Source organism: Pseudomonas sp. IT-P44 (genome assembly GCF_949768225.1).
GTDB classification, from domain to species: Bacteria; Pseudomonadota; Gammaproteobacteria; order Pseudomonadales; family Pseudomonadaceae; genus Aquipseudomonas; species Aquipseudomonas migulae.
The window spans coordinates 65,153-79,942 of record NZ_CATKQM010000016.1 but is presented as its reverse complement, the minus strand read 5'-3'; the positions used below and the strand labels follow the sequence as shown (position 1 = coordinate 79,942).

Sequence of the window (14,790 nt, the reverse complement as noted above, 5' to 3'; positions counted from 1 at the left end):
CGTGGATCGAACGACTGATTGCCATTCGTGGTCCACACTTTGAACCCCAGCTGCTGGAGCGCGTTCCATGTCTGACCGCTATATCGACTTCGCCAATTCATCCATCGGCCATCGTCTGGTCGGGGCCTTGGGGCTGCCGTCGCCGGTTCGGCTGGAACGCTGGCAGGCGGGCCGGCTACGGCCTGTCGAGGGGGCGCTGCTGATCGGCGGCGGGCCGCTGGCGGAAAAAGTCAGCGCCTTCGCCAACCGCCTGACCGATGCGATTTACAGCTACGGCAGCGAACCTTCGATCGCCACCGCGTGGATTCCCGGCCACGGCCCGAAACTCAAGGCGGTGGTATTCGACGCCAGTCATCTGGTGCAAACCGATCAGCTCAAGCAACTGCGCGAGTTCTTTCAGCCGCTGATGAAAAACCTCGATCACTGTGCGCACCTGGTCATTCTCGGGCGTGCGCCGCAGACGTTGAGCGATCCGTTTGCCGCCAGCGCCCAGCGTGCCCTGGAAGGCTTCAGTCGTTCGCTGGCCAAGGAACTGCGCAGCGGCGGCACCTTGCAACTGATCCACGTCGGCGAAGGTGCCGAGGATCAACTGGAAGGCCCGCTGCGGTTTTTCCTTTCGCCCAAAAGTGCGTTCGTCTCCGGACAAGTGATTCACCTGAACCCCTGCGCCACGCCCGTGACGGACTGGACGCGCCCGTTGTCGGGACGCAAGGCGCTGGTCACCGGCGCGGCGCGGGGCATCGGTGCATCGATTGCCGAAACCCTGGCCCGTGACGGCGCCGATGTGATCCTGCTCGACGTGCCACCGGCGAAAACCGATCTCGACGCCCTCGCCGCACGCCTCGGCGGACGCAGCATCACCCTGGACATCTGCGCCGAAGACGCCGCCACGCAGTTAATCGAGCAATTGCCTGACGGCGTCGATATCGTGGTGCACAACGCTGGCATCACCCGCGATAAAACCCTGGCCAACATGACCCCGGAATTCTGGGATGCGGTGCTCGCGGTCAATCTCAATGCACCGCAAGTGCTGACCAAGGCTCTGCTCGACAGCGGCACCTTGCACGATAACGGCCGGGTGATTCTGCTGGCGTCCATCAGCGGCATCGCCGGCAATCGCGGGCAAACCAATTACGCAGCGAGCAAGGCGGGTTTGATCGGTCTGGCCCAAGCCTGGGCGCCGTTGCTCAATGAGCGGGGCATCAGCATCAACGCGGTGGCACCGGGATTCATCGAAACACAGATGACCGCGCACATTCCCTTTGGCTTGCGTGAGGCCGGCCGGCGCATGAGTTCTCTGGGCCAGGGCGGCCTGCCGCAAGACGTTGCCGAAGCGGTGGCCTGGCTGGCGCAACCTGGCACCGGCGCGTTCACCGGGCAAGCGCTGCGGGTCTGTGGACAAAGTGTCTTGGGGGCTTAGCGATGATCACCGATTGGCACACACTCAACCGCGAACCGAGCCTGCCAGGGTTGTATGTGCAGGCCGCTACGCGCCGCAAGATCACCGGCACCACGCTGCCCGATTCGGGTTTGCGTTGCTGGGTCGATGTTGACCCGAAACGCCTGGCGGCCTATCGCAACGTCTGCGGGTTTGCCGACAACGGTTTGTTGCCGCCGACTTATCCACACATCCTGGCGTTCGCGCTGCAGATGCAACTGCTGACCGCCAGGGATTTTCCGTTTCCGCTGCTGGGGTTGATTCACCTGAGCAACCGCATTCGCGTCTTGCGGCCCATGGGCGGCGTGAACCGCGCGCGCATCAGCGTGCAGGTGCAGAATCTGCAACCCCATGCGAAGGGCGCGACGTTCGAGCTGCTGACAACGCTCGATGATCAGTTGGGGCCGTTGTGGGAGGCTGAAAGCCGGATGCTCTGTCGCGGGGTCAAACTCGAAGGCGAACCGGCCGAGGAAGTGCTGGCCCCGACGTTGCTGTTGAGCGAAGTCACCCGCTGGAAAGCGCCGGCGGACATCGGTCGGCAATACGCCAAAGTGTCCGGCGACTACAACCCGATTCACCTGAGTGCGGTGAGCGCCAAACTGTTCGGCTTCCCGACGGCCATTGCCCATGGGTTATGGAACAAGGCGCGAACGCTGGCTGCACTTACCGATCATTTGCCCACGGCGAACGTCGAGATTGCCGTGCAGTTTCGCAAACCGGTACGCCTGCCCGGCGAGGTGACACTGCTCGCCAGTGCGGCGGGGTCCAGTGGTGATTTTCAGCTGCTGGGCGCAGGTGATCTGGAGCATATGGCCGGGCATTGGCAGCCGGTTGCCTGATCGTTCGGCAGAGGATCAACCTTCTGCGCTGAACATCGCGCCCCCAGATCAGCAGGACAAAGCTCTGCATCCGGTAAAAAACGTCCGTTTTGGCTGAATGATTCTATGCTGACATTACATAGTGATAGTCAGGGTAGACGCACTCATGAAAACAAACCTCCCCCGCAAGCAAACAAGTGCCGTGGCCATCACGGAACCGAACCGGCAATTGGACTGGATTCCCGCCGGGCTGAATTTCGATCTCACCCGCGCCACTTATGTGGACGGGATATTGAAGCTCCCTGATCTGCCGGCGCCCCTTGCCGCCCGTTCGAGCCTGCAACTTTGAGTTCCGGGGACAAGCTGTTCGGGCGTCTGCTCAACCGCCATCCACCACCGCCACCGGAAGTCCCCAGCGCCCTGAGCGTGCCCGGTGTCGGTTTACAGATGCGCCTGGACGCCGAAGGCCGGGTCATTCATCTGGCGGGCCCGCTGCGCCATGGCCTGGCCCAGCAGCACCCCGCCGCGCAGGCGCCGCTTCTACACGATTACCTCATGCCGCACAGCAGCCTCGCCGTCCAAGGCTCACCGGCCGACTGGCAAGGACAAAGTCTGGATCTGGACTTTTTCAGCCTCAGCGGGCAACCCTTGCACCTGCGCGGCTGGGTGCAGCCGTTGGCCGATGCCTGGCTGTTGCAGTTACTGGACATCGGCGATTTGTTGTACGAACGCCGGCAAGCGCGCAGCCGCGAACTCTGCCAGTTGCTCGCGACACAGATCGGCGACCAGTTGCGCCTGTGCAGTCTGGCGCGCCTGCCCGACGTACTGCTGGAACAACTGCAACATCTGGCGCGGCGTTTTCAAATCCCGTGCATGGCCGTGGCGTTGCTGGATGAACAGGAAAACGGCTGGCAGATCCACCAACATTACGCGGCCTTTGATGCGCCCCGGCTGTGGCAAAACGGTCAACGCCTGGGCACCGGGCTCGACAGTTTGAACGGCTCCGCCCCGCAGCATTTGACCCTCGGCGAGCACCCGCGCCTGCACAGCCTCTTCGGTAATGCCGAAGGGCTTGCGGTGCCTTACCACGATGCGCAAGGCGTGGTCGCGTGGTTGCTCTGTGGTTTTTACCCGGTGCAACAACGTGCACCTGACGTCGGAGAGCGCGACTGGCTGCAGCTCGCCGCCGCGCTCGCCGGGCCATTGCTGGAGCGTTTGCGTGAGCATCAGCACCATCTACAACTGGAGCGACTGGAATCGCTGCAAGCCTTGCTCGGCAGCGGATGGTGGGAAATTTTCAGCGACAGCGCCGAGGTGCAATTGGCGTCGTCGCTGGCCAACACACTGAACCTGATCAGCACACGCATGCCCCTGCACGCCTGGCTCGAGCAAGTCCACCCTGCCGACCGCAAAGCGCTGCGCAGTCGCCTGCAAGACTTGCAGGACGACGGCACACCTTTATTGCTCTGCGTGCGCCTGCATCACCCCGACACGCCGACCTGGTATCGCCTGCAAGGCCAAGCCATGGGCGTCGGCAAAGACCGGCGGCTGGTGGGTTTCATGCTCGACATCAGCGACATAAAAAACCAGCAACAGGACGCCGCGACGGCCCAGAGCGCGAAAATGGCCACCCTTGGTGAAATGGCCACGGGCCTGGCGCATGAAATCAGCCAGCCGCTGAACGTGATGCGTCTGGCCATCGTCAACGTACTCAAGCACTTGAACAACGGTGAAGTGCAGGTCGACTACCTGATCGACAAACTCAACCGCATCGATGCCCAGGTCCAGCGTGCGGCGCGGGTGGTGGATCACATGCGGGTGTTCGGCCGCCGCTCGGAGGCCGAGCAGCATCCCTTCAATCCGGTTGACGCCATCGGGGGCACGCTGTCGCTGCTGGCCGAGGAGCTGCGAGGCAAAGGCGTCGAGCTCAGGGTCAGCGAGACCGCTTTCCAGGTTCAGGTGCGTGGCAATGTCGATCAGCTGGAACAGGTGCTGATTAACCTGATGGTCAACGCGCGGGATGCATTGCTGAGCAAATGCGAAACGGATGGGGATTTCAAGCCGTGGATTTCGCTGCACACCGAACGTGACGAGCATTCAGTGCGACTGTGGGTCGAGGACAACGGTGGCGGTATCGATCCGCAGTTGCTGGAGCGGATTTTCGAACCGTTTTTCACCACTAAACCGGTGGGTGTGGGTACGGGGCTGGGGTTGTCGGTGAGCATTGGCATCATCGAGAACATGGGGGGAACACTGCGCGCGAGCAACTCGGCCGAGGGCGCTCGGTTCTGTATCGAGTTGCCGATTGCAGTGGACGATCGGATCACCGGATAGGCTTTGCCTTTCTGGCTGCCAACCGCCAGCCCAGACAACAAAAAACCCTGTAGGAGCGAGGCTTGCCCGCGAAGGTGGAGTGTCAGGCGACATTAATATCGACTGACACTCCGCCTTCGCGGGCAAGCCTCGCTCCTACAGGGGATGTGGTGTTTATTTAGGTGGGTAATTGGCGAGTATCCGCCCGACCGTCTCACGTATCGCTGTGCTGCGGTCCGACGGGTTCGGCGTGCGGCTGAGGATTTGTTCGTCACTGCCGCGCCACACCAGTTTGCCGTCCTTGCCGTCGAGCAGGTCGATCTGGATGATCGCCACTTTGTAGCTGATGTTGCGGGTTTCGTTGTACATCGGCCCGCCCCAGTAGCCATTCCACGGGTTACCCCAAGCGCCGCCGTAGTTGGTGGTCACTTGTTGCTGACGGTCTTCGACGATCAGGTAGGTTTGCACGCTCACATCACCTTTTTTGCCCGCAGCGGCAGGACGAAGGCCACGCTGGTCCAGCTGATCGGCCACCGATTGGCGGATGCGCTGTTCGGTCAGGTCGCTCTTGATCCGTGGGTCATCGGGGCGATATTGCAGGGCGGGGTCTTTCCAGCTCCAGCTGCGATAGGCGGCAAAATCGCGGCTGGCGTCGAAGTCATGATTGACCTGGTTGGCGGCGCAAGCTGTCAGGAGCGCGGCCACTGCCAGTAAAACGAGACGGCGGAACATGATGATTCTCCGATTGAAGACATGAACCTGTGAAACGCTTCTTTTTTGCAGAAGCTAACTAGGAGGATACGCCGACATGGCCTTTTCCACAGCCTCCCGAATGGCATCGGCGCGTGCACTCTGGCTGCCTTTGTTGCTGGTTTCGGCGCTCGAACTCCAGACGGGTTGACCGCTTTGAGCATCGAACATGTCCACCTGTACCACCACGACCTGTTCCGAATAGGTGCGAACGATCGGCACCGTGTTGTACATGCCATAACCGCTGCCGTAGCGGTTGTAGCCGCCATACCCGCCGCCGTAGTAACCGTAGTCGTCCTGAACCTGCCGCAAGCGGGTTTCCAGATGCAGATTGGCGCTGACGAACAGGTCCGCCGGACGATTGTCGTGCAGCGGGCGCAAGCCGCGCTGATCGAGGGCGTTGCTCACGGCTTCGGCGACTTGCGCCGAGTCCGCCCACGCCGAACCCGGCGGCAGTTGCCCATTGAGCCAGGCCCAACTGCGGTAGCGGCCATAGTCACGCGGCGGGGCCGGATAGGCGCTGCGGTCGAACGTGTTGGCGGCCTCGGGCGGTGCCGGCGGCAAGGGGTTGGACGTCGCCACATAAGGGTTGCTGCCCTGGCAGGCAGCCAATCCCAGACAGATCACCAGTAACCCGGTACGACGTTTCATTTCGCGCTCCGATCAGATCGGCCGACAGATCCAGTGCAGGTAGCGTCCAAGCCCGGCAAAACTTGGGTGACGCCGGTGGGCCAGCTCCATTTCAAGCAAGTCCACCAGTTCGGCGCGAGCCTGAAATTCCACTGGCATGTAGTCGTGAAAAACACGAACCCCGCTCTGGGTTTCGACCTGCCACAGACCTTCAAGTTGCACCGCCAATTCACGCGGATCAAGGGGCTGTTGCGGCGTCAGGCTCTGCTTTTCGCCGGCCATGTCGTTCTTGCGCATTTTGCGGAAGTGGCCCTTGAGCAGGTTGCGGTAGATCAGTGCATCGCGGTTGTAAAACGCCAGGGACAACCAGCCGTCCTGCTTCGTCAACTGATGCAGCACCGGCAGAATCGCGTGGGGTTCGGCCAGCCATTCCAGTACGGCATGGCACAGCACCAGGTCGTAGGGTTCGGTGAGCTGACCGAGCAGGTCCTGCCACGGCGCCTGAATAAAAGTGGCCGTCTGGCCTGCATCGGCAAAGCGCTGGCGCGCCCCTTCAAGCATGGGTTCGGCAGGTTCGGCCAGTGTCACGTCATGCCCGCGCTGGGCCAGCCACAACGACATGTGGCCCAGGCCGGCGCCAATGTCGAGTACGCGCAAGGGGCGGTCCGGCAGGGTTTCCGCCAGGTCGGCCTGAAGCACCGCCAGACGGATCGCACCTTTGGCACCACCGTAAATCTTTTCGGCGAAGCGGGTCGCCAGTTGATCGAAGTGACGGTCGCTCATCAGCTGAACCTCCGTTCACTGTCCGCGAGTTTGCTGCGCACCACTTCATTCATGTCCAACCCCAACTCGCTGCACAGCAGCAGTAGATAGAGCACGATGTCGCCGACTTCCTGCCCGGCATGGGCGAGTTTGTCCGCCGGCAACTGGCGCGACTGGTCTTCGGTCAGCCACTGGAAGATCTCCACCAGCTCGGACATTTCCACGCTCGCGGCCATGGCCAGGTTTTTCGGGCTGTGAAATTGCCGCCAGTCATTGCGGTCACGGATGGCGTGCAGGCGTTCGGTCAGTTCAACAAGGTTCATCGGGCTCTCCTGAAGGCGTATAGCTTCGGGGGGATGGCCGGGGATGGCAAGTGGCGTTAGCTCCTGTAGGAGCTGAGCTTGCTCGCGATGGCGGTGTAAATGGCGGCATTTATGTTGGATGTTCCACCGCTTTCGCGAGCAAGCTCTGCTCCTACAAGTGCATCAACGAAGCAGAATCTTGCGTCATACTCATACGATTGCCGTATCGGGGAACTCGGCGCTGCGATGACTGGCCCAAGGCTCAACCACTTACATCAGGACGTTAACGACATGCAGGTAGACAGTTTTTTCGAATGGCTCGGCCAGGCGCTCGGCTCGGTCATCCGTTTTATCGTTGACGCCCTAAGCGGCCTGTTCAATCAGTTGAGCAACGCCGGCAGTAATTTCGTCGAAGGATTGTCCCGCGCGCTGGGCATGGACACGTCGATCATCAGCATCATTGCACTGATCCTGGGGCTGATGCTGTTGTGGTCGGCGATCCGGGCGTTCATGAATGCGTCGATCATCATGGGGATCATCTGGTTGCTGCTGGGGTTGTGGTTGCTTAGCTGGATAATCCACTAGAGCAAACCTCAATCAAATGTGGGAGCGGGCTTGCTCGCGAAGGCGGTGGGGCAGTGAACACTTGTATCGACTGGCACTCCGCCTTCGCGAGCAAGCCCGCTCCCACATTGATCGCGGCAAATTCGGATGTATCGCTACAATGCCCGCTCCCCAAGGAGCCTGCATGTCCAACCTGATTGCCGACTGGCGCGACCGCCCGACCCATCGCCGGGTCTGGGCGCTCGCCGCGCCCATGATTCTTTCGAACATTTCCGTGCCGCTGGTGGCGCTGGTCGACAGTACGGTGATCGGTCACTTGCCCCACGCCCATCAGTTGGGCGCCGTCGCGGTCGGGGCCAGTCTGTACACGTTTCTCGCCTGGGCCATGGGCTTTCTGCGCATGGGTTCCACCGGGTTTGCCGCCCAGGCCGCCGGACGCGGGGATGGCGCGGCGCTGCGGCAGATTCTGTTGCAAGGCCTGTTGCTGGCCATGGGACTGGCCATTGCCTTGGGTGCGCTGGGCATTCCGTTGAGCGGTGTCGCGCTGCACTTCATGCAACCTTCGGCGGAACTGGATCAACTGACCCGCGAATTCTTCCACACGCGATTGTTCGGTCTGCCTGCGGCGCTGGCCAGTTACGCGTTGGTCGGCTGGTTCCTCGGCACGCAAAACGCCCGGGCGCCGCTGGCGATTTTACTGAGCACCAACCTGGTCAACATTGCGCTGAACCTGTGGTTCGTCCTCGGCCTGGAATGGGGCGTGGTCGGTGCGGCCCGGGCCTCGGTGATCGCCGAATGGACCGGCGCGCTGATCGGCCTGCTGATGACCCGCAAGGCACTGCGCGCCTACCCCGGTCACATCGCCTGGGCCGCGTTGGCGCTGTGGCAGAGTTGGCGACCGCTCCTGGCCGTGAACCGCGACATCTTCATCCGCAGCCTGTTGCTGCAATCGGTGTTTTTCCTGATCACCGTGCAAGGTGCGCGGCTGGGTGACGCCACGGTCGCCGCCAACGCGTTGCTGCTCAATGGTTTGCTGCTGACGGCCCACGCGCTCGATGGGTTGGCCCATGCCGTTGAAGCGCTGTGCGGGCACGCGATTGGCGCCCGCGACCGGGACGCCCTGCGTCGTTCATTGGTCGTCGCATGCGGATGGTCGCTGTTGGCGAGCCTGGGGTTTGCCGTGCTGTTCCTGTTTGCCGGGCACTTGTTCATCGAGATGCAGACCGACATTCAGAACGTACGCGACACGGCGTTCGTCTACCTGCCCTACCTCGCCGCCCTGCCGTTGATCGCAGTCTGGAGCTATTTGCTCGACGGGCTGTTTATCGGGGCAACCCGCGCCCGGGAAATGCGCAACGGCATGCTGTTGACCGTGATCCTGCTGCTGCCGTTCGCCTGGGCGTTGCAAGGTTTGGGCAACCACGGGCTGTGGATAACTTTCCTGTTGTTCATGGTGTTGCGCAGCGCGACCCTCGGCGCAATCGCCTGGGTGCTGCGCAACAACGATGGCTGGTTCGCGGGCCGGGCTCATTGAGGCTGATTGTTCTGCCAGCATTTGCGCAGGCTATCGAGGCGCTCCTGCTGCGTAAGCCCCGACAACGGCTGCACCAGCGAAGCGCGGGGGTTCTGCAGGCGCAGCCATAACCAGCCATCGAGTACCGGCCGCTCACTGAAACCCAGCGCCAGCCCTTCCTGCACATGGGACCACAGGCGGTGGTAATCGGTCCCGGTGGATTGGCTCCAGTGCCAGGCATGCTGCTCCAGCAGGCAGGTTTGCAGGGTTTCGCGCTGTCGAGGGCTGAGGCTTTCTTCGACCGCCAGCGGGCTGACGGCGAGCCCCGGGTTGAGCAACTGCTGCCAGCCCTCGCTGCCGATCGCGTGATCGGCCCAGGTCCCTCCGAACCAGTGCAACTGGACGATCGGACCCAGCCAACGACTCAGTTCCCGGGCATCACAGGCATCGAAAAAGTAACTGGCCGTGTTCGGATTGTAATAACTCAACAAGGCTCGATGGTGCAGCCCGCAAGAGACGATGAGCATGCGGCGCAAATGCTCCAGCAACTCTGAGGACGACACCTCGCTGACGATCAGCAAGCCACGCCAGACCTGCGTTTGGCTGTAGCACAACTCGGCCAGTGCCGGGCACGTTCGAAGGTCGATGAGTACCGGGCCGTCTTCGCACAGCGCCTGCAGCTCGGTGCCCTCGAACAACCAGAACCACTGGGCCTGCGCGAACACCTGTTGCAGTGTCTCGCTCGCTTGAGCTGCACTCGGGACATCCAGCAACAGCCATTGCGGGGTTGCGCCAATCATGCCGCACCGCTCTGGCCAAACAGCGTCGCCGCCCGACAGGTACAAAGCGCCTGCGGGCAATGACTGAAGCTGCCGCCGCCGGGCAACAGGCACAACAACACCAAGGGCTCGCCCGAGCGCAGGAGTTCCAGCAAGCCGTCATGGGGTGATCCGTCCTCAGGCGGGCTGGGCTCCTCAACCTCTTCGACCGACGACGGCGCGTGAAGAAACCCGCATATCAACGGCTGATCCGGATCGCCCTCGATAAAGCTCACCACCACCTCGGTCCCTTCGCTCAGCGGCGAGGCGGTCGGCCCTTCCAGCTCAGCCGCCAACGGCAGCCAACAATGACTGGGCGTCGCGCCTTCGCCCTGATAGAGCCAGTCAAACTGCACGGCAATCGGTCTGGAAGGATCGGGCCGTGGCTCATCGACGTCGACCACCCAGGCTCGTTGCAGGCTGTGCATCCGTGGTTTCACCGCGCAATGCGGCGAGACGAAAGGCAACTCCCAGTGAATCGCACGGATCTGGTTGCTGTACGGGGCCAATGGATCCTGACTGCCCTGATGGTCGACATGGGTCAGCAACCACAGATGATTCCAATCGGCGACCGGATGGCCAGACAAGGGCATCAACTGACCGCTGCGCAGCGTCGGCAGGTCCGTGCAACCTTCGGCACTTTGCGCGGTGCGTTGCTCTGCCTGAAGCTGAAACCGGCGCACCGCAGGAGAAGCTTGCCCGACCGCGAACACCGCGTTTTCGCCGAGACGAAAATGCCCGTGGCCGTCACCGAACACCACGCAATGCCCATCGCCCTGATGCTCGAAATGGTAGTGAAGGTGTTCCTGAGCACACAGACGCTGGAGAAACTGCAGATCCGATTCCCGATACTGCGTGCAGAAATCACGGGGCGGGTAATCGCCAGTCAATTCGAAGCGTCGGTCCCTGCCGGTAATGCCGTGTTCCTTGAGCACCTGGCTGAGGATCTCGGGCACCGACAACGTACTGAAAATCCGCTGGCTGAAACGCTGGGACAGGCACGTCAGCTTCGGCCCCAGACGCACGTGGCAAAGCCTCACGCTCGGACCATGGTCACGCTGGACCAGTTCATGCAGTTGGCCATGGAAAGTGCTGCCCTCTGGCCCGAAATGCAAAACGGCCGGGCGGTACAGCAGGCTCGCGAGGTCCAGCATCGGGTCATTGATCAGCAGATCCACATCGAACACAAAGGGCTCGCTGATCGCTTCTCTACCGGTAAAGGCCAGGACTTCGAAAGGGTCGGGCAGACCGGCTACATCCAGACGAAATGAAGGTTCGTTGACTGGATCGAACATCGGCGATTCTCTACAGGAGGGGCGGCCGGGGATTCTCGCCGAGAGACATGGCCGAGTAGAGTGCCGAAGTACAACTTAGGAAATGGCCTACGCGAAAAGAAGACCATATGGCTTTGATAGCCGGGAGTGTGGGACGTTTCGCTTGAAAACAGAGAACCGCCGCACCAGGTCATCTGAAATTTCCGCAGCGCGCGGAACATTTTCAGACAACCTGGCGAGAACGGCGACTTACCTCAGGAAGACAGGTAAGACGAACGGGTCAGACCCAGACGCAGGGCGTCGAGGAACTGGGTGCGCTCGGCCGCGCTGATGCGCGCACTGGCGCACTTGTCGCGGTAGTGGGTCATCAGCTCTTCCGGCGACAAATGCACGTAACGCAGCATGTCTTCGATGGTGTCGTGGGTTTCGATACCCGCGTGGTACACGCTGCCGTCGGCATTCTGGTAGATGTTCACCGAGTCGGTGTCACCGAACAGGTTGTGCATGTCGCCAAGAATTTCCTGGTAAGCGCCGACCAGGAAGATCCCCAGCAGGTAGTCTTCGCCCTCATTCAGAGCGTGCACAGGCAGGCTGGTCTCGATGCTCTGCTCGTCGACGTATTGCTTGATCTTGCCGTCGGAGTCACAGGTCAGGTCTTGCAGCACCGCGCGGCGCAGCGGCTCTTCGTCGAGACGGTGCAGCGGCAGGATCGGCAGGACCTGGCCGATGGCCCAGGTGTCCGGCAGGCTCTGGAATACCGAGAAGTTGCAGATGTACTTGTCGGCCAGCTTGTCGTTGAGTTCGTCGAGCACTTGACGATGCGAACGCTGACGCGCCTTCAACGAGTTGTGCAGGCGACGGCACACGGCGAAGTAGCATTGCTCGGCCAGGGCTTTTTGCGCCAGGGTCAGCTTGCCGTCGGCGTACTGGGTGGCCACGTCGCTCATGTAGTGAGTGGCGCGCCAGTAGGTTTCGGTGACCATTTCGATATCGGTCGGGCCGAGCAGGTCAACCAGCCACTGCACGGTTTCCGGCAGCTCTTCCTTGTTGTCGATCTTCGGCACGTCGTCGTTGTGTTTTTCAACGTCGGTGACTTGCACCACCAGCATGGCATGGTGGGCGGTCAGGGAACGGCCGCTTTCGGAGAAAATGTTCGGGTGCGGCAGGCTCTGCGCGTCGCAGAACTCTTTGAGCATCCCGACCACGACACCGGCGTAATCGTCCATGTCGTAGTTGATCGAGCTGGCGTTACGCGAGTGCGTGCCGTCGTAGTCGACGCCCAGACCGCCACCGACATCGATATGGTCAACAGGCAGGCCGAGGTTGCGCAGTTCGCCGTAGTAACGAATCGCTTCCTTGAAACCGTGCTGGTAGTCCGCCAGGTTGGCGATCTGCGAGCCCATGTGGAAGTGCAGCAGACGAATGCCCTGGTCCAGACCCGCCGCGCGGAAACGCTCGACCACCGACAGCAGTTGCGCCGCCGACAGACCGAACTTGGATTTCTCGCCACCGGTGTCCGCCCACTTGCTCGAAGCCAGGGACGACAGGCGCACGCGCAAGCCGACCTGCGGCTTGACCTTCAGCGAGGCGGCTTCTTCGATCACCAGGCCGACTTCGGATTCTTTCTCGATCACGATGAACACGTTGTGGCCAAGCTTCTGGCCCATCAGCGCCAGTCGAATGAACTCGCGGTCCTTGTAACCGTTGCACACGATGGTGCCGCCCTTCGGCGCCAGTGCCAGCACGGCCAGCAACTCAGGCTTGGAGCCGGCTTCCAGGCCGATGGACACGTTCTGCGTGGCGATGATGTTTTCGATCACCGCTTCTTGCTGGTTAACCTTGATCGGGTACAGCGCGGTGTACTTGCTCTGGTATTCCAGGCGCTCGATGTTGGCATCGAAGGCGCCGGTCAGCTGACGCACGCGGTCTTGCAGAATGTCCGGGAAACGCACCAGCAGAGGCAAGGACAAGCCACTTTTACGCAGCTGGTCGACTTGCTCGAACAGGTCGATAGGCGAACTGGCCGGACCGTTCGGACGAACCTCGACGCGACCGGCGTCATTGATCGCGAAATACCCGGCCCCCCAATGGCGAATCCCGTAAACACTGCGGCTGTCCGCAACTGTCCATTGGCTGCCATCGTCTTTGCGTGTGCGTCGTACGGACATTGAAGTCCCCTATAAAGAAGTCATAGAGCGTCGCCTGGGTTCAGGCCGGCGCAGTCTAAAGGATGAAAATGACGGTTCGTCAACGAGGGGATAGACCTCGCTGACCGCAGTGAGTTTAGAAACCGGTCAGAACAGGCTCTGTGAAAACCATGTAGGCGACGCCAGGCCAGAAGAAATCAGGACCGGGTCAAGCCGAGGGTGGTTTTCACAGAGGCTGCTAGCCGCCGGACTTCTTTGCCTTGAAACCGAGTTTGATCAGCTCGCCCAACAGCAGCTCGACATGATCGCCCTGGATCTCAATGATTCCGTCTTTCAACGCCCCACCGGTGCCACAGCGTTTCTTCAACGTGGTGGCCAGGTCCTTGAGCGCGTCTTCAGCCAACGGCACGCCGGTGATGGTGGTCACCGTCTTGCCGCCACGGCCCTTGCTTTCGCGACGCACGCGAGCGATGCCGTCGCCGGCCGGGATAACGGTCTGTTTGCAGATACAGGCGTCCACCGGCTTACTGCAATCCGGGCAATGACGACCTGCGTCGGTGGAAAATACCAGGCCACCAAGGGCGGCGAAGGATGCGGCTTTTTTGGCCACCGGCAATCCTCTTGGGAGGACAAAGACTGGTCGCGGCAACCTGGGCAGGTGCCATCGACCGCGAAGCCCCACTCAGGCAGGGGCAGCGCTACTGAACCGAAACAACCCTGTAGGAGCGAAGCTTGCTCGCGAAGAACGCAAGGACGATGCGTACAATCTGGATGCACGCGTTATCGTTAACGTCCATCGCGAGCAAGCTTCGCTCCTACAAAGAGCAATACGGTTCAGCTTGAAAAGGTCGCGCAGTGTAACGGCAAAAAGCCGACTTGCTAAGAGCCAATCGGCGCCAATTTATGCCTCTTTTGCGACGTCCCCGCCACGAGCCCGGAGATAGCGCTTCAACGCGGCCAGAGAGTCCGGGCAGTAAGGCTTTTCGTCGATTTCCCGAAGCACTTCATCGATTGGCAAAAAGCGCGCTTCGAGCACCTCTTCCGGTTGCAGGGTCAACGGCCCGTCCCACACCGCCGAAAACGCCGAACACCACAAACGATTGCCGGTGTCTTCGAAGAAAAAATGATCATGGGCAGTGAGTTCCACGCCGCTCACGCCCAACTCTTCTTCAAGCTCGCGGGCGGCCGATTCGGCGTAGGTTTCGCTGGCGAGCACCATGCCCCCCGCCGCCACGTCCCAGTACCCCGGATAAATCGCTTTGCTCAGGGTGCGCCGGTGAACACAGAGTTCACCAGCCGAATTGAACAGCATGATGTAGGTGCCGCGCCCGATCAGCCCGCGCTCGCGCAGGTCCGAGCGGACCAGTGCGCCGAGCAGGTTGTCCTGCTCGTCGACCCAGGCGATCTGTTCGGCATCCGAGGCCGCGCGGTGGGCGGCCTCTCTGGCGTTATCGACCATGA

15 protein-coding genes are annotated in these 14,790 nt (G+C 61.4%); 6 read left to right on the top strand and 9 right to left on the bottom strand.

The window, feature by feature from the left end:
- Nucleotides 1-67 precede the first annotated feature (67 nt).
- The 4 genes from ACM6IO_RS10315 (at nt 68) to ACM6IO_RS10300 (ending at nt 4,590) form a co-directional block, all read left to right on the top strand.
- Complete coding sequence (locus tag ACM6IO_RS10315) at nt 68-1,420, top strand: 3-oxoacyl-ACP reductase (protein ID WP_008038750.1); 1,353 nt, start codon at nt 68-70, stop codon at nt 1,418-1,420.
- A gap of 2 nt (nt 1,421-1,422) precedes the next feature.
- Nucleotides 1,423-2,277 carry a MaoC family dehydratase gene (locus ACM6IO_RS10310; RefSeq protein ID WP_414911408.1) on the top strand — a complete coding sequence of 285 codons (855 nt, stop codon included), beginning with the start codon at nt 1,423-1,425 and terminating at the stop codon, nt 2,275-2,277.
- 145 nt (nt 2,278-2,422) lie between these two features.
- Complete coding sequence (locus tag ACM6IO_RS10305; RefSeq protein WP_414911407.1) at nt 2,423-2,605, top strand: hypothetical protein; 183 nt, start codon at nt 2,423-2,425, stop codon at nt 2,603-2,605.
- On the top strand, nt 2,602-4,590 hold the full coding sequence (locus tag ACM6IO_RS10300; protein WP_414911406.1) for a sensor histidine kinase: 1,989 nt from the start codon (nt 2,602-2,604) through the stop codon (nt 4,588-4,590). The genes ACM6IO_RS10305 and ACM6IO_RS10300 overlap by 4 nt, the downstream gene beginning before the upstream one ends.
- Before the next feature lie 153 nt (nt 4,591-4,743).
- Here the strand turns inward: ACM6IO_RS10300 and ACM6IO_RS10295 are convergent, their stop codons facing one another.
- The 4 genes from ACM6IO_RS10295 to ACM6IO_RS10280 are packed head-to-tail and all read right to left on the bottom strand — an operon-like array spanning nt 4,744 to nt 7,034.
- Complete coding sequence (locus ACM6IO_RS10295; protein WP_008031292.1) at nt 4,744-5,301, bottom strand: DUF4136 domain-containing protein; 558 nt, start codon at nt 5,299-5,301, stop codon at nt 4,744-4,746.
- A gap of 54 nt (nt 5,302-5,355) precedes the next feature.
- Nucleotides 5,356-5,970: a DUF4136 domain-containing protein gene (locus ACM6IO_RS10290; protein ID WP_008038742.1), complete on the bottom strand. Its 615-nt coding sequence runs from the start codon at nt 5,968-5,970 to the stop codon at nt 5,356-5,358.
- Between the two features lie 12 nt (nt 5,971-5,982).
- On the bottom strand, nt 5,983-6,732 hold the full coding sequence (locus tag ACM6IO_RS10285) for a methyltransferase domain-containing protein (RefSeq protein ID WP_192226984.1): 750 nt from the start codon (nt 6,730-6,732) through the stop codon (nt 5,983-5,985).
- Entirely contained in the window at nt 6,732-7,034 is a 303-nt protein-coding gene (locus tag ACM6IO_RS10280) for a MazG-like family protein (protein WP_007951009.1), read from the bottom strand. Before ACM6IO_RS10280 ends, ACM6IO_RS10285 begins: the two co-directional genes overlap by 1 nt.
- A gap of 270 nt (nt 7,035-7,304) precedes the next feature.
- Between ACM6IO_RS10280 and ACM6IO_RS10275 the strand changes: the two genes are divergently transcribed.
- Together ACM6IO_RS10275 and ACM6IO_RS10270 are read left to right on the top strand one after the other, a co-directional pair.
- Nucleotides 7,305-7,598 carry a hypothetical protein gene (locus ACM6IO_RS10275; RefSeq protein ID WP_192419772.1) on the top strand — a complete coding sequence of 98 codons (294 nt, stop codon included), beginning with the start codon at nt 7,305-7,307 and terminating at the stop codon, nt 7,596-7,598.
- Nucleotides 7,599-7,761: 163 nt separating this feature from the next.
- A complete protein-coding gene (locus tag ACM6IO_RS10270; protein ID WP_414911405.1) occupies nt 7,762-9,111 on the top strand; it encodes an MATE family efflux transporter in 1,350 nt (449 codons plus the stop codon).
- Here the strand turns inward: ACM6IO_RS10270 and ACM6IO_RS10265 are convergent.
- The 5 genes from ACM6IO_RS10265 to ACM6IO_RS10245 all read right to left on the bottom strand — a co-directional run bounded on the left by ACM6IO_RS10265 (nt 9,105) and on the right by ACM6IO_RS10245 (nt 14,788).
- Nucleotides 9,105-9,890: a DUF4123 domain-containing protein gene (locus ACM6IO_RS10265; RefSeq protein WP_414911404.1), complete on the bottom strand. Its 786-nt coding sequence runs from the start codon at nt 9,888-9,890 to the stop codon at nt 9,105-9,107. The two genes, ACM6IO_RS10270 and ACM6IO_RS10265, sit on opposite strands and share 7 nt — an antisense overlap.
- The gene (locus ACM6IO_RS10260; RefSeq protein ID WP_414911403.1) at nt 9,887-11,203 is read right to left on the bottom strand and encodes a contractile injection system protein, VgrG/Pvc8 family; all 1,317 of its coding nucleotides are present in this window, start codon (nt 11,201-11,203) and stop codon (nt 9,887-9,889) included. Before ACM6IO_RS10260 ends, ACM6IO_RS10265 begins: the two co-directional genes overlap by 4 nt.
- Before the next feature lie 233 nt (nt 11,204-11,436).
- Nucleotides 11,437-13,350: an arginine decarboxylase gene (gene speA / locus ACM6IO_RS10255; protein WP_008031279.1), complete on the bottom strand. Its 1,914-nt coding sequence runs from the start codon at nt 13,348-13,350 to the stop codon at nt 11,437-11,439.
- A 217-nt stretch (nt 13,351-13,567) separates the two neighbouring features.
- On the bottom strand, nt 13,568-13,939 hold the full coding sequence (locus ACM6IO_RS10250) for a translation initiation factor Sui1 (protein WP_008031278.1): 372 nt from the start codon (nt 13,937-13,939) through the stop codon (nt 13,568-13,570).
- Between the two features lie 291 nt (nt 13,940-14,230).
- Nucleotides 14,231-14,788, bottom strand: a complete 558-nt coding sequence (locus ACM6IO_RS10245; protein WP_008031277.1) for an NUDIX hydrolase — start codon at nt 14,786-14,788, stop codon at nt 14,231-14,233.
- Nucleotides 14,789-14,790: the final 2 nt, after the last annotated feature.

Excerpts from the sequence above, each read along its gene's own strand:
- ACM6IO_RS10280 (WP_007951009.1), bottom strand. The coding sequence starts at position 7,034 with ATGAACCTTGTTGAACTGACCGAACGCCTGCACGCCATCCGTGACCGC.
- ACM6IO_RS10295 (WP_008031292.1), bottom strand. The coding sequence starts at position 5,301 with ATGTTCCGCCGTCTCGTTTTACTGGCAGTGGCCGCGCTCCTGACAGCT.
- ACM6IO_RS10290 (WP_008038742.1), bottom strand. The coding sequence starts at position 5,970 with ATGAAACGTCGTACCGGGTTACTGGTGATCTGTCTGGGATTGGCTGCC.
- ACM6IO_RS10275 (WP_192419772.1), top strand. The coding sequence starts at position 7,305 with ATGCAGGTAGACAGTTTTTTCGAATGGCTCGGCCAGGCGCTCGGCTCG.
- ACM6IO_RS10285 (WP_192226984.1), bottom strand. The coding sequence starts at position 6,732 with ATGAGCGACCGTCACTTCGATCAACTGGCGACCCGCTTCGCCGAAAAG.
- ACM6IO_RS10260 (WP_414911403.1), bottom strand. The coding sequence starts at position 11,203 with ATGTTCGATCCAGTCAACGAACCTTCATTTCGTCTGGATGTAGCCGGT.
- ACM6IO_RS10310 (WP_414911408.1), top strand. The coding sequence starts at position 1,423 with ATGATCACCGATTGGCACACACTCAACCGCGAACCGAGCCTGCCAGGG.
- ACM6IO_RS10245 (WP_008031277.1), bottom strand. The coding sequence starts at position 14,788 with ATGGTCGATAACGCCAGAGAGGCCGCCCACCGCGCGGCCTCGGATGCC.
- ACM6IO_RS10265 (WP_414911404.1), bottom strand. The coding sequence starts at position 9,890 with ATGATTGGCGCAACCCCGCAATGGCTGTTGCTGGATGTCCCGAGTGCA.
- ACM6IO_RS10315 (WP_008038750.1), top strand. The coding sequence starts at position 68 with ATGTCTGACCGCTATATCGACTTCGCCAATTCATCCATCGGCCATCGT.
- ACM6IO_RS10305 (WP_414911407.1), top strand. The coding sequence starts at position 2,423 with ATGAAAACAAACCTCCCCCGCAAGCAAACAAGTGCCGTGGCCATCACG.
- ACM6IO_RS10270 (WP_414911405.1), top strand. The coding sequence starts at position 7,762 with ATGTCCAACCTGATTGCCGACTGGCGCGACCGCCCGACCCATCGCCGG.
- speA (WP_008031279.1), bottom strand. The coding sequence starts at position 13,350 with ATGTCCGTACGACGCACACGCAAAGACGATGGCAGCCAATGGACAGTT.